Source organism: Carnobacterium sp., assembly GCF_045617425.1.
Classification (GTDB): Bacteria; Bacillota; Bacilli; order Lactobacillales; family Carnobacteriaceae; genus Carnobacterium_B.
In genome coordinates this window covers 318,953-332,390 of record NZ_JAZLIO010000009.1, presented here as the reverse complement: position 1 = coordinate 332,390, position 13,438 = coordinate 318,953, and the positions used below count along the sequence as shown (strand labels likewise).

Annotated in this window: 11 protein-coding genes; 9 read left to right on the top strand and 2 right to left on the bottom strand. The window is 34.4% G+C overall.

Features of this window, described 5'->3' with window-relative positions; translation table 11 throughout:
- Nucleotides 1–56: 56 nt before the first annotated feature.
- The gene (locus tag ACKI3H_RS04865; protein WP_407371148.1) at nucleotides 57–2,693 is read right to left on the bottom strand and encodes a cation-translocating P-type ATPase; all 2,637 of its coding nucleotides are present in this window, start codon (nucleotides 2,691–2,693) and stop codon (nucleotides 57–59) included.
- Nucleotides 2,694–3,194: 501 nt separating this feature from the next.
- On the bottom strand, nucleotides 3,195–3,956 hold the full coding sequence (locus ACKI3H_RS04860; protein ID WP_407371147.1) for an exodeoxyribonuclease III: 762 nt from the start codon (nucleotides 3,954–3,956) through the stop codon (nucleotides 3,195–3,197).
- Between the two features lie 148 nt (nucleotides 3,957–4,104).
- Here ACKI3H_RS04860 and ACKI3H_RS04855 point away from each other — a divergent pair, with 148 nt between their 5' ends.
- From ACKI3H_RS04855 to ACKI3H_RS04815, 9 genes are all read left to right on the top strand, one after another.
- A complete protein-coding gene (locus ACKI3H_RS04855; protein ID WP_407371146.1) occupies nucleotides 4,105–5,016 on the top strand; it encodes a Gfo/Idh/MocA family protein in 912 nt (303 codons plus the stop codon).
- A gap of 110 nt (nucleotides 5,017–5,126) precedes the next feature.
- The gene (locus ACKI3H_RS04850) at nucleotides 5,127–6,506 is read left to right on the top strand and encodes a TrkH family potassium uptake protein (RefSeq protein WP_407371145.1); all 1,380 of its coding nucleotides are present in this window, start codon (nucleotides 5,127–5,129) and stop codon (nucleotides 6,504–6,506) included.
- Between the two features lie 11 nt (nucleotides 6,507–6,517).
- Entirely contained in the window at nucleotides 6,518–7,189 is a 672-nt protein-coding gene (locus ACKI3H_RS04845) for a potassium channel family protein (RefSeq protein ID WP_407371144.1), read from the top strand.
- A 230-nt stretch (nucleotides 7,190–7,419) separates the two neighbouring features.
- Nucleotides 7,420–8,358 (top strand): UDP-N-acetylmuramate dehydrogenase, encoded by a 939-nt coding sequence (murB, locus tag ACKI3H_RS04840; RefSeq protein WP_407371143.1) that lies wholly within the window; start codon nucleotides 7,420–7,422, stop codon nucleotides 8,356–8,358.
- Between the two features lie 178 nt (nucleotides 8,359–8,536).
- Nucleotides 8,537–9,079 (top strand): helix-turn-helix domain-containing protein, encoded by a 543-nt coding sequence (locus ACKI3H_RS04835; protein ID WP_407371142.1) that lies wholly within the window; start codon nucleotides 8,537–8,539, stop codon nucleotides 9,077–9,079.
- Nucleotides 9,080–9,152: 73 nt separating this feature from the next.
- Entirely contained in the window at nucleotides 9,153–10,247 is a 1,095-nt protein-coding gene (locus ACKI3H_RS04830; protein ID WP_407371141.1) for an ABC transporter ATP-binding protein, read from the top strand.
- 10 nt (nucleotides 10,248–10,257) lie between these two features.
- On the top strand, nucleotides 10,258–11,073 hold the full coding sequence (locus ACKI3H_RS04825) for an ABC transporter permease (protein ID WP_407371140.1): 816 nt from the start codon (nucleotides 10,258–10,260) through the stop codon (nucleotides 11,071–11,073).
- Nucleotides 11,070–11,903 (top strand): ABC transporter permease, encoded by an 834-nt coding sequence (locus ACKI3H_RS04820; protein WP_407371139.1) that lies wholly within the window; start codon nucleotides 11,070–11,072, stop codon nucleotides 11,901–11,903. The genes ACKI3H_RS04825 and ACKI3H_RS04820 overlap by 4 nt, the downstream gene beginning before the upstream one ends.
- On the top strand, nucleotides 11,900–12,973 hold the full coding sequence (locus tag ACKI3H_RS04815) for an ABC transporter substrate-binding protein (protein WP_407371138.1): 1,074 nt from the start codon (nucleotides 11,900–11,902) through the stop codon (nucleotides 12,971–12,973). The genes ACKI3H_RS04820 and ACKI3H_RS04815 overlap by 4 nt, the downstream gene beginning before the upstream one ends.
- Nucleotides 12,974–13,438: the final 465 nt, after the last annotated feature.

Sequence of the window (13,438 nt, the reverse complement as noted above, 5' to 3'; positions counted from 1 at the left end):
TAGCTGCTAATTTTATCAGCAGACAAAAGATTTTCTTCTTTTTTCAGTTAGTTGTCTTAAGCTTCTTTTTTATGAGGGAGAAATTTAGCTAATTCCATTAGAATAACGGCAACTAAAGCTAAGCCTGCAGCAATTCCCCATTGTTCCCATCCAAAATTATCTGGAATATTAAAGATTGAACGAACACCTGGAAGAACTGTCACACCATATAAAACAGAACAGAATAAAACAGCATATATAGCATACATATTAGAGAAGAAACCTGCTCCAATGGATGTTTGTGTATTTGAACGTGCTGGGAAAGTTTGTAACGTACGAGCCAGGATAAGTGTAGTAAAGGCCATAGCAATACTCATTTCATTTGAATAACCTAATCCGATATATTGTGAGATGACAACAGCGATACCAATAAGCACACCACGATAAAGAACAGATCTTAAAGTATCACCTGCGAAGATGCCTTCGTTCGGATCTCTAGGTTTACGTTCCATAACATTTGGTTCGCCTTTTTCCATTCCTAAGGCAATAGCAGGAATAGAGTCATTAACTAAGTTGATGAACAATAATTGTAAAGCAGTGAATGGGTTAACCCAGTTCATTAGTAACGCAACAATGATTGCGATAATAGCACCAAGGTTACCAGCAAATAGGTAAGCAACAGCTTTTTTGATGTTATCAAATACATTACGACCAACTTCAACGGCACTAATGATTGAAACAAAGTTATCATCTGTCAATACCATTGCAGCAGCATCTTTAGCTACGTCAGTTCCGCTACCCATTGCGATTCCGATATCTGCTTGTTTCAATGCAGGTGCATCGTTTACACCATCACCAGTCATCGCAGAGATCTTATCTTTATTTTGCCAAGCGCGAACGATTCTGATTTTATTTTCTGGAGAAACACGAGCATAAACTGAAATTTTTTCTAGTTTAGCATTTAACTCATCTTCACTTAAAGCGTCTAATTCTTGACCAGTCAAAGCAATGTCGTCTGGTTCTGAGATTCCGATATCACGAGCAATTGCACGTGCAGTTGTTTTGTGGTCACCGGTAATCATAACTGTTTTGATACCAGCTTTTTTAGCTTGTTCTACAGCGCCATAAACAGCTTCACGAGGCGGATCAATCATAGCAACTAAACCAACTAGGATCAAATCATTTTCGTCTTCAAAGGTAATCGTTTCTCCTTCTGAAACTGGTTTATAAGCAAATGCCAATACGCGTAAAGCACGATCTGAAAAGACTTCATTTTGTTCAGCTAAAGATTTCAGGTTGTCATCTGTTAAAGGAACGACTTTTCCGTCAATCAATATTTTTGAACTGCGGTTAAAGACTACATCGGGGCCACCTTTAGTTAACATAAGATTTTCGCCGTCAATGACATGAACAGTAGACATTAGCTTACGATCTGAATCGAAAGGCAACTCAGCTAATCTAGGGTAAGCATTACGTAATTCATGATAAGGTTTGTTCACTTTATTACTGAAAGCAATCATAGCAACTTCAGTTGGGTCACCAAGTTCTTGACCTTGGTCGTTAATGTTTGAATCATTTGCTAATACAGCAATCTGCATTAAACGAGCTTCATCAGTCGTCCATGTATCAGGAGTAGAATTGAAGTCGCCAGTTTGTCCATTTGGTAAAAAGTAATCAACGATAGTCATTTTGTTTTGAGTCAATGTACCGGTTTTGTCTGTACAAATAACACTTGTTGAACCTAATGTTTCAACTGCTGGAAGTTTACGAATAATCGCATGTTTCTTAGCCATTTTGTTTGTTCCAGTAGAAAGAACGATAGTAACGATAGATTGTAATGCTTCAGGGATAGCAGCAACGGCTACTGCAACTGCGAACATAAATGCATTTAACAATTCAGTGTTTACATCTGTTGCTCCACCAAAGAAGATACGAGCGGCTTGGATAGCAAAGATAATAATAGAAAGGATAAGAATACCAAATCCTAATTTTTTACTAAAGTCGTCTAATTTTCTTTGCAATGGTGTTTGTTTAGCCACTGCGTTATCAATTAAGCTAGCAACTTGACCGATTTCAGTGTTATTACCTGTACCTGTAACAACCACAAGACCACGACCATACGTAACTAAAGTTCCGCTATGAACCATGTTTGAACGATCTCCAACAGGTACTTCTTTTTCAATAACATCGATATTTTTGTCTGCCGGAACAGATTCACCAGTTAGCATTCCTTCATTGATTTGAAGTGATCCTGCTTCTAATAAACGTCCATCCGCTGGAACGTAATCCCCAGCATCTAAAATAACAATATCTCCTACAACAAGTTCTTTTGCCGGAATGGTTACTTTAACGCCATTACGGATTACTTTCGATTCAGGAGCAGAGAGACTGGACAACGCATCAAGTGAACTTTCAGCTTTTTTCGTTTGAATAACACTGATAACAGAGTTGATCATTAAAACAGCAAAAATAATCAATGATTCAACCACTGAACCTAAAGCCATTTGGATAACGGCTACTATTAATAGCACGATAACCATTGCGTCTTTAAAAGTTGCTAAAAATAATTTAAGAACGGAATCTTTAGTTTTTTGTTTTAATTCATTTAAGCCATCGCGTTCCTGACGTATTTTGACTTCTGCATCTTGCAAGCCTTTTGGTGAAGTCTGTAATTCTTTTAATATTGTTTCTTGGTCTTTTTGATAATTTTCCAAGTGATACACCCTTTCGTAAAAAAAATTAGACGGTTTGCTAACAAACAATCAGAGTTGCCTGTAGAAACTGTTGTTAAGAAGAACTAATAAAAATAATTTCATTATAGTACAGTTGCCAAAAATAGTAGCATATTCATTATCATCAAACAAGTTTTATGTTGATTGGCAATGATCTTGTAAAAAACTAGACGAATCATTAGCTAAGCTTGTTTTTGTACGCTCAATATCCTCCTTTAATTAATGGTCAGTAAAATCGATAAAAAAAGAGACTTATGCAGGATTGTCCTTATAGAGAACAATGTGCATAAGTCTCACTATTTAAGACAACACCAGAAGATTGTTGCAAATCTACTTGTTGGTGACGTTGCCACAGCTGTTGCTGCCAGTTACTCCCTTATGAAAAACTATCGATTTCATCTTAATTAGTATATAGTTTTAAAAAAAAATTTGCAACAAAAAAATTCTTTTAAATGAATAGTATTTATTTCATCTAAAAATTAATTATATTGTTTCTTTTAAAATTAATTCTACAGGACAATGATCTGAACCAACGATACCATCTAAAATTCGAGCCTCTTGCAAATATTCCTGTAGGCGAGTAGAGACACAGAAATAATCAATTCGCCAGCCAGCATTTGTCTTACGGGCATTAAATCGATAATTCCACCATGTATAAGCTCCTTCCATATCAGGATAGAAATAACGAAAAGTATCAATGAATCCAACATCTAATAACGCAGAGAATTTTGAGCGCTCTTCTTTGCTAAATCCCGCACTTAATTGATTCGTTTTCCAGTTTTTTAAATCGATGTTCTCGTGAGCAACATTTAAATCGCCGCAGAGAATAACTGGTTTTTCGGAATCCAATGTTTTTAAGTACAATTGGAAATCATCTTCCCATTGCATACGATAGTCTAAACGTTTCAGCTCACTTTTAGAATTAGGCGTATAACAAGTTACTACGTAATAATTAGGGTAGTTTAAAGTGATTACTCGTCCTTCTTGATCGTGTTCGGGTTTCCCAATGCCATAAGCCACATCCAATGGTTTATGTTTGGTAAAGATAGCAGTTCCAGAATACCCTTTTTTTTCTGCATAATTCCAATAATCATAATAACCTGGAAATTCCAGCTCAATTTGTCCTTCTTGAAGCTTTGTTTCCTGTAAACAAAAAAAATCCGCATCTAATTCTTCGAAAATTTCAACAAATCCTTTTTTTACAATGGCCCTTAAACCATTAACATTCCATGAAATAAATTTCATCAATAGATTCCTCCTAATGTAACAAGTTATCTTTATTGTACAAAAGTAAAACAATTAGTAAACTGTAGAGCATTTTAAAAGAGTAAATTCAGTTGAAATATGATAGGATATGAGATGGAAATGAAAAATAGAAAAGAGGGACTGAATAATGAAAATTGGAATTATTGGTTTAGGAAATATTTCTCAAAAAGCTTATTTACCTGTAATGATGGCGCTAGATTTTGAAATAGAATGGCACTTATTTACACGGGATCAAGAAAAATTAGCTAAAATTGGTAAAAAATACCGGATATCAAATTTATATTCTTCAATAGATGAGTTATTGAACAGCGGCATTGAAGCTGTGTTTATACATACGGCCACACATACTCATGAGGCGCTTATCAGAGAGTGTATCGAAAAAGGCATCCATGTTTATGTGGATAAACCAATCAGCGAAAATCTTGAAGAAGTAAAAGCGTTAATGGAATTGGCAAAAGAAAAAGATATTTTATTGATTACAGGTTTCAATCGCCGATTCGCACCGATGATTCAAAAAGTTAAAGAAGTTTCCAATAAAAATATGGTTTTAGTTCAAAAAACAAAGCCAAACAGTTTAGGCAGTGTAAAATATGCGATTTATGATTTGTTTATTCATGTAGTTGATACCGCTTTATTTTTATTGGATGAACCAGTTACACAAACACACTTTAGCATTAAAGAAGAAAATGGTGAGTTGAAAACATGTGTTTTACATCTTACTACAGAACATTCCGAGTGTATCGCAACAATGAATTATGTCTCTGGCGCGAATTTCGAATCTGTAGAAGTTCAGTCTCCAACTGGAACTCATCGAGTAGTTAACTTAACTGATTATGAAATCGAAACTGCAGAATATAAGCAAATTATACCCTTTGGTGATTGGGACCAAACTCTTGAAAAAAGAGGTTTTGCTCCATTAATTCGACTAGCAATAGACGGTTTCCAAAATAATAAAAATCCTGTAAGTATGGATTCTTCTTTAGAAAGCCACCATGTATGTCAACTGATTGTAGACAGTTATGAACAAAGAATGAACTAAAAAACAGAACTCTAACATCTTTTTTTCTTATAAATAGAATAATGCTTTACTTTTGTATATATAAGAATATAATACATTTTTGTATGAGAAAAAAGAAAGAGGAGAATAAGATGTTTTCTAAAAAGCTCAGGAGTATACCTCCGGCTGCTAAAATAGCTTTAACTTTTGCACTTGTTATATTCATTGGGTCGCTTTTATTAACGCTACCTATAAGCAATCTTGAAATTTCAGAAACAACGTATTTTGATAATTTATTTGCAGCAGTTTCAATGGTATGTGTGACTGGTCTCTTTATCTTGCCAGTTGCAACTTCATATACATTATTTGGCCAAATTATTTGTATCATTCTTATGCAAATAGGTGGGTTGGGATTAATGACAATACTTGCAACTTTAATTACGAGAATGGGAAAGAAGATGCGGTATTCGAATACAATTGCTGTTAAAGAAGCTCTCAATCATAGTGAACTGGGAGACTTTAAAACTTATTTAGCTTCAATACTTAGATATACATTTATTATCGAAGGAACAGGAATGCTTCTCTTAGCCATTAGATTTGTACCTGAGTTAGGGTTAGCAAGTGGTCTTTTTGTCTCATTATTTTTAGCAGTTTCTAGCTTTTGTAATGCAGGATTCGATAATCTAGGAGCTTACAGCCTACAAGAATACGTTCACGATCCGTTGATAAATTTAGTGATCACAACGTTGATTATTTTGGGTGGTATTGGTTTCTCAGTTTGGTTTGATGTTACTCACAATATCCAATCTACTATAAAAAATAAGTGTAGAAGTGGTTGGCGAAGAACCTATCGTATGTTGAAAATCCATACTCGATTAGCAATCAATATGACTTTAGCGCTAATTGTAATAGGAACATTGGTATTCCTTGCGGTTGAATGGAATAATCCAAACTCTATTGGAACATTCACATTTGGAGAAAAAGTCTTAGCTTCTTTTTTTCAAACCGTCACAATGAGAACAGCTGGGTTTGCTACACTTGATTATGAATTGATCAAACCTTTTTCTTTGTTATTTTTTATTGGTACAATGTTTATTGGTGGTTCTCCCGGTGGAGCTGCTGGTGGAATTAAAACCACAACATTTGCTTTAATGGCTTTATTGATCATTAGTGAGATCAAAGGACAAAAACATGTCAATTATGCTCACCACACGATTCCTATAGAAATTATTCGTCGCGCAATTGTTATTGTTGCAACTTTTATTCTATTTTTATTTGCGGGTATAAGTGTCCTTATGTTAGTTGAAGATCAGCCATTTTTATACTTACTGTTTGAAGCTGTATCTGCATTGGCAACAGTAGGGGTTAGTGTGAATTTAACGCCAGAATTGTCTTATATTAGTCATATCGTATTAATGGTCTTAATGTTTGTTGGCAGAATTGGACCCATTACGATTTTATTGAGTTTGAGTCGGAAAAGTAAACTGACCAAAGACCAACAATATGCAAAGACAACAATTTTAATTGGTTAGGAGAAATAAAAATGGCAATAAAAACAATAGGTGTATTGGGACTTGGAATCTTTGGGTCATCCATTGCAAAAGAATTAAATGAATTTGATTGTGATGTCATTGCGGTTGATAGAGACATAGATAATGTTGAACGCATTGAACCTTATGTAACCCAAGCTGTACAAGGAAATATCACAGATTTAAATTTTTTACGTAGTATTGGTTTAGATAATTGTGATGTAGTGGTAGTGGCAACAGGTACAAGTTTGGAATCCAGCGTTTTAGCGATTATGAATTGTAAAAAATTAGGTGTAGCTTCTATTATTGCAAAAGCGAAAAACAAATCATTTATGGAAGTGCTTTATGAAATTGGAGCAACAAAAGTTATTCGGCCTGAAAAAGAAGCTGGAACTCGCGTAGCAAAAAATGTGTTAAGAAAACACATTACTGATATTGTTGATTTAGATGAAGATTACGCAGTTATTGAATTCAGACCGCCAATTCGTTGGATCGGTAAAACATTCGATGAATTAGACTTGCGACAAAAATATGAAATTAATATTATTGGAGTCAGAAAAACAGCTCAAAAACGGATGGATGTTTCATTTAGCCCAGACTATCGTATCGAAGAGGGAACGGTTCTTGTAGGAATAGCAGAATCAGAAATATTTGAACGCTACGATTATTTAAACAAATTGAAGTAACTTGAGTTTATATAGGATTGGGACACTTGTCTCAGTTCTATTTTTTTAAAACGAAAGTTATGTTAAAAAACTACTAAATCTTTAGTTTAAAGCGAATCTAAACTACAAAAAAGAAAGATTGCATGTTAAACTAGGGATAATGATGGAATTTTTTTGAGATAAAGAGAGTTGTTAAATCCATTAAAAAGTAGAGCAATAGGCTCCACTCAGACGAAAGGGTATTAAATATTATGTTAATCGAAGAATTTAAGAAAGACTTCCCTAATTTGATTATAAAAGAAAATGAGCCATTGTCACTTTACACCTACACTAAAACCGGTGGACCAGCAGATATTTTAGTTTTTCCAAAAACGACAGAAGAAGTTAAGGAAGTTGTTAACTGGGTAAAAAAAGAAAATTTACCATTAACTGTTCTTGGCAATGCAAGTAATCTTATTGTTAAAGATGGCGGCATCCGTGGCGTTGTCATGATATTAACAGAAATGAAGCAGATCAAAATTGAAAATAAAAAAATCATTGTCCAAAGTGGAGCCCGTTTAATTGATACTTCTTATGCAGCTTATGAAGCTGAATTGACCGGATTAGAATTTGCATGTGGTATTCCTGGTAGTATTGGTGGAGCAGTCTATATGAACGCAGGAGCCTATGATGGCGAAGTGAGTGAAGTCATTGAATCTGTTACAGTATTGACCCGCGAGGGAGAATTAAAGACATTTGATAATCAAGAGTTGGAATTTAGCTACCGCCACAGTCGGATTCAAGAAATACAAGATATTGTCTTGGAAGTTGTTTTTCAATTAAAAAAAGGTCATTCAAGGGATATAAAAATTAGAATGGAAGAATTAACTTTTTTAAGAGAATCCAAACAGCCTTTGGAATATCCTTCATGCGGCAGTGTCTTTAAACGACCGGCCGGTTATTTTACTGGTAAATTGATTCAAGAAGCTGGTTTGCAAGGGAAAATATGGGGTGGAGCACAGATTTCAATGAAACATGCAGGTTTTATTGTGAACATCAATCATGCAACTGCTACAGATTACATTGAACTGATCGACCACATTCAACAAGTTATTTTTGAGAAAAATAACATTAAACTTGTACCAGAAGTTCGGATTATTGGCGAAGAATTATTAATAGTAAGTCATCTTGAAACAAAAAATGTTTTATAAATAAAGGACTATCAAAAAAATCGTAACCTGTTTATATGGATTGCGATTTTTTTATTGCATTTTATTTGAAAAAACTTATAATATAAAAGGCTATGGTAAACATTAACCTTGCTGACAGTAAACTTTAGTGAGTTGTAGTTTACTTGTGGTAAACAAGTGAATTCGAAGGAGAGTTTTTATGGAAATTGGGAATCGAATTAAAAATTTAAGAATTCAAAAAAATCTAACACAAGAAGAGTTAGCAGAACGCACTAATTTGAGTAAAGGATATATTTCTCAAGTTGAAAGAGATTTAAGTGTGCCATCGATGGAAGTTTTTTTTGATATTTTAGAAGTTTTGGGATGTAGTCCAAAAGATTTCTTCGACGAAAAACAAGAGGAACAACGAGTGGTTTATACAAATGATGAGATGACCGTCTATGAAGATGATGAAAAAGGGTATGAAATAAAGTGGCTTGTACCAGAATCCAATGAAAATGAAATGGAACCTGTTTTTCTTAAATTTGCTGAAAAAGGTCAATTTAAAGAATTTAGTCCTTCATTATCCGAAACATTTGGCTATGTTTTAGAAGGCGAAATTTGTATTGAAATTGGATTAAAGAGGTATTTTGCTAAAAAAGGCGAATCAATTTATTTTCATGCTACTCAAAACCATCAAATGACGAATCAATTCAACGGTGAGAGTTTATTGTTGTTAGTAGTTACAAATTCTTATCTTTAATAAATCCTTCCACTAAGTTGTTTGATAGCTATCTGGTAAGAAAGTAAAAATTCATTATAAGGGAGAAAAATAAATGACAAATAGTGCAATTATTACATTTGAGAATGTAAAAAAACAATACGATGATGATGAACCCGTTTTAAAAAATATCAATTTTGAAATTGAACAAGGAAAATTTTATACATTGCTTGGACCATCCGGATGTGGAAAAACAACCATTTTAAATTTAATTGCTGGTTTCACGGAGACATCAGAAGGTACGATTACATTGGATGGAGAAAAAGTAAATGATGTTCCTGCTAATAAACGTAAAGTAAATACAGTTTTTCAAGACTACGCTTTATTTCCACATATGAATGTTTTTGAAAATGTAGCTTTTGGCTTAAGAATCAAAAAATTAGATAAAAAAATTATTAAAGGTAAAGTAGAAGACGTGTTGAAGATGGTTCAGTTATCGGGTTATGAAGACCGTGCAATCAGTGAAATGTCTGGTGGACAACGTCAACGTGTCGCTATTGCACGTGCATTAGTAAATGAACCAGAAGTTTTGTTATTAGATGAGCCTTTATCCGCACTTGATTTAAAATTGAGAACAGAAATGCAATATGAACTGCGCGAATTGCAACAACGTTTGGGTATCACATTTGTGTTTGTGACTCATGATCAAGAAGAAGCATTAGCAATGAGTGATGAAATATTTGTTATGAAAAATGGTGAAATTATTCAAAGCGGTACTCCAGTAGATATTTACGATGAACCAATCAATCGTTATGTTGCAGATTTTATCGGAGAGAGTAATATTGTTAAAGGCACAATGGTTCAAGACTATGAGGTTTCTTTTGTTGGCCATAATTTTGAATGTGTAGATGCAGGGATGAAACCGAATGAAAAAGTTGAAATCGTTTTGCGTCCAGAAGATTTAGCCTTAACTACAGTAGAAAAAGGGAAGTTAACCGTTAAAGTGGACACACAATTATTCCGTGGTGTGCATTATGAAATTATAGGTTATGACCGCGAAAATAACGAATGGATGGTACATTCGACTAAAAAAGCAGTCGTGGGAAATGAAGTAGGCTTGTATTTTGAACCGGAAGATATCCACGTTATGCGATTTAATGAAACAGAACAAGACTTTGATGCACGTCTTGAAAGTTACGAAGAAGAATAGGAGGAGAATAATGACGAAAAAAACAAATGTGTTTTATTTTATACCGTACACTTTTTGGTTGCTCTTATTTGTTGTTGCTCCTTTACTCTTAATAGTGTATCAATCATTTTTTACTGTTGAGGGGCAATTTACCTTAGGGAATTATCAAACATATTTTCAATCAGGTACATATCTTAGAATGACTTTGAACTCATTTTGGTATGCATTCCTCATTACATTGTTTACTTTGCTAATAAGTTATCCAACTGCGTATTTTTTGAGTAAAACAAAGCACAAACAATTGTGGCTATTATTGATTATTTTACCAACTTGGATCAATTTGCTGTTAAAAGCCTATGCGTTTATCGGTATTTTTAGTGCAAATGGTACAGTTAACGATTTCCTTTCTTTTGTCGGAATAGGAAGACAGCAGTTACTATTTACAGATTTCAGTTTCTTAGCGGTTGCGACGTATATCGAAATTCCATTTATGATTTTGCCTATATTCAATGCACTTGAAGAAATGAATCCTTCTTTTATTAGAGCAAGCCGTGATTTAGGTGCAAATAGTTTTGAAACGTTTAGAAGAGTAGTGTTTCCTTTAACCCTAAATGGTGTTAAAAGTGGCGTTCAAGCAGTCTTTATTCCTTCTTTATCCCTCTTCATGTTGACACGTTTAATCGGTGGGAACCGAGTGATCACTTTAGGAACAGCTATTGAGCAACATTTTTTAGTTACTCAAAACTGGGGTATGGGTTCGACAATTGGTGTCGTATTGATTATTGCAATGATTCTTATCATGCTCTTTACGGGAGAAAAGAAAAAGAAAGGGGCAGTTCGTAAATGAAAAAAAAGCGATTCAAATGGTCCAACCTCTACTTGATTTTTGTATTTATCGTTTTGTATGCACCGATTGCCTTCTTAATCTTTTACTCGTTTAATGACGGCGGAACTATGAATAGTTTTACAGGTTTTACATTAGATAATTATATCTCAGTATTTGAAGATACACGATTGATCGGTATCGTTTTAGATACGCTCCTCATCGCGTTGCTGTCTTCATTATTAGCAACGACTATTGGAACATTTGGAGCAATTGGAATTTACTTTTTGAAAAAAAGAAAAACAAGAAATACTGTACTAAGCTTCAATAACATTTTGTTGGTTTCCCCTGACGTAATTATTGGAGCAAGTTTTTTGATTTTGTTTACTTTCATCGGATTTCGTTTAGGGTTTACATCGGTACTGTTATCACATGTTGCTTTTAGTATCCCGATTGTCGTGTTAATGGTGTTGCCAAAGTTACAAGAAATGAATGACACGATGATTAAAGCAGCACGAGATTTAGGCGCAAATACTTGGCAAGTACTGACAAAAGTAATTCTTCCCAGTATTACTCCAGGTATTTTAGCAGGCTATTTTATGGCATTTACTTACTCGCTAGATGATTTTGCGGTAACGTTTTTTGTCACAGGAAATGGGTTCACAACCTTAGCTGTAGAGATTTACTCTAGAGCTCGACAAGGAGTGAGTTTGGAAATCAATGCTTTAAGTGCTTTAATGTTTGTCTTTGCATTGATTCTAGTGGTTGGTTATTACTTTATCCAACAGCACAATTTGACAAAAAAACAAAAGAGCAAAAAAAGACAACATGCTGAGGCGGTGGGCATGCGATGAGAAAATTACTATTCATGGTTTTAGTGATTCTAATAGTTTGTGGGGGCTTGTACCTTGGTGCAGATCAATTAGAAAAGGCACAAGGAATCACAGGAGAAAATAGTTTGAATTTATATAACTGGGGAGATTACATCGATCCAGAATTGATTACTAAATTTGAAGAAGAAACAGGTTATAGAGTAACCTATGAAACCTTCGATTCTAACGAAGCAATGTACACAAAAATAGAACAAGGTGGAACGAATTATGATTTAGCCGTTCCTAGTGAATATATGATTGAAAGAATGATTGATGAAAATTTATTGATTGAACTAGATCAGTCAAAAATTAAAGGACTCAATCATATTGATGCTCAATTTTTGGATCAACCCTTTGACCCAGATAATCAATATTCTATTCCTTATTTTTGGGGGACATTAGGAATCATCTACAATGATAAATTTGTGGATGAAGATGTCATTCAACATTGGGACGACTTATGGAACCCAGCTTTAAAAAATAAAGTCATGTTGATTGATGGAGCGCGTGAAATTATTGGTTTATCATTAGACAGTGAAGGACATTCTCTAAATTCAAAAGATGATAACCAACTAGCTGCAGCAGCTGAAAAATTAGGCAGTTTGACGCCTAACGTAAAAGCTATTGTTGCAGATGAAATCAAAATGTATATGATTCAAGAAGAAGCTTCAGTAGCCGTTACTTTTTCTGGAGAGGCATCTGAAATGTTATGGGAAAATGAAAATCTTCACTACGTCATTCCAAGCGAAGGCTCAAACTTATGGTTTGATAATTTTGTTATTCCAAAAACGGCTAAAAACTTTGATGCCGCATATGCATTTATCAACTTTATGCTAGAACCAGAAAATGCAGCGCAAAATGCTGAATACGTAGGCTACTCAACACCCAACGAAGAAGCTAAGGAGTTATTGCCCGCTGAAATAACAGAAGATGAACAATTTTATCCAAATGAAGAAACTATGAAAAACCTAGAAGTCTACGAAGACTTAGGCTCCGAATACATCGGCATCTACAACGACTACTTCCTAGAATTCAAAATGCACAGAAAATAAGGATGCGAAGTGACACTGAAAGACACGCAGTAAAAACAGGAAATCACAAAGAGGATGTTCCATCTTCGGCGTGATTTATCTTTTTTACAAAGTGTCTGGGTTTCGCAGCTCAACTAAAGGATGCGGAGTTCGACGTTTAGGCTCGAAAGAAAAACAAAGAATTTAGTAGAGGATGTCTCATCCTCGCAGAGATTCTGTTTTTTCCGAGAGCCTGTCGAACGCAGCTCAACTAGAAGGATGCGGAGTGTCCTGCTTAGCTCCGTAAAACCTACACAAAAACCCACTGAAGGCACAACCTCTTCAGTGGGTTTTACTGTTTAATGGACAAATAAAGCATGAATTCTCGAAGAGTTGTCCATTTTGAAACTAAAATTGACTGTTTCATTAACAAATAAAAAATTCTTTTTATGGATTATTTTTATTTGTTAATACTCTATAGAGTAAGCGTTATGCTATACTAATACT

Excerpts from the sequence above, each read along its gene's own strand:
- ACKI3H_RS04860 (WP_407371147.1), bottom strand. The coding sequence starts at position 3,956 with ATGAAATTTATTTCATGGAATGTTAATGGTTTAAGGGCCATTGTAAAA.
- ACKI3H_RS04855 (WP_407371146.1), top strand. The coding sequence starts at position 4,105 with ATGAAAATTGGAATTATTGGTTTAGGAAATATTTCTCAAAAAGCTTAT.
- ACKI3H_RS04850 (WP_407371145.1), top strand. The coding sequence starts at position 5,127 with ATGTTTTCTAAAAAGCTCAGGAGTATACCTCCGGCTGCTAAAATAGCT.
- ACKI3H_RS04845 (WP_407371144.1), top strand. The coding sequence starts at position 6,518 with ATGGCAATAAAAACAATAGGTGTATTGGGACTTGGAATCTTTGGGTCA.
- murB (WP_407371143.1), top strand. The coding sequence starts at position 7,420 with ATGTTAATCGAAGAATTTAAGAAAGACTTCCCTAATTTGATTATAAAA.
- ACKI3H_RS04835 (WP_407371142.1), top strand. The coding sequence starts at position 8,537 with ATGGAAATTGGGAATCGAATTAAAAATTTAAGAATTCAAAAAAATCTA.
- ACKI3H_RS04830 (WP_407371141.1), top strand. The coding sequence starts at position 9,153 with ATGACAAATAGTGCAATTATTACATTTGAGAATGTAAAAAAACAATAC.
- ACKI3H_RS04825 (WP_407371140.1), top strand. The coding sequence starts at position 10,258 with ATGACGAAAAAAACAAATGTGTTTTATTTTATACCGTACACTTTTTGG.
- ACKI3H_RS04820 (WP_407371139.1), top strand. The coding sequence starts at position 11,070 with ATGAAAAAAAAGCGATTCAAATGGTCCAACCTCTACTTGATTTTTGTA.
- ACKI3H_RS04815 (WP_407371138.1), top strand. The coding sequence starts at position 11,900 with ATGAGAAAATTACTATTCATGGTTTTAGTGATTCTAATAGTTTGTGGG.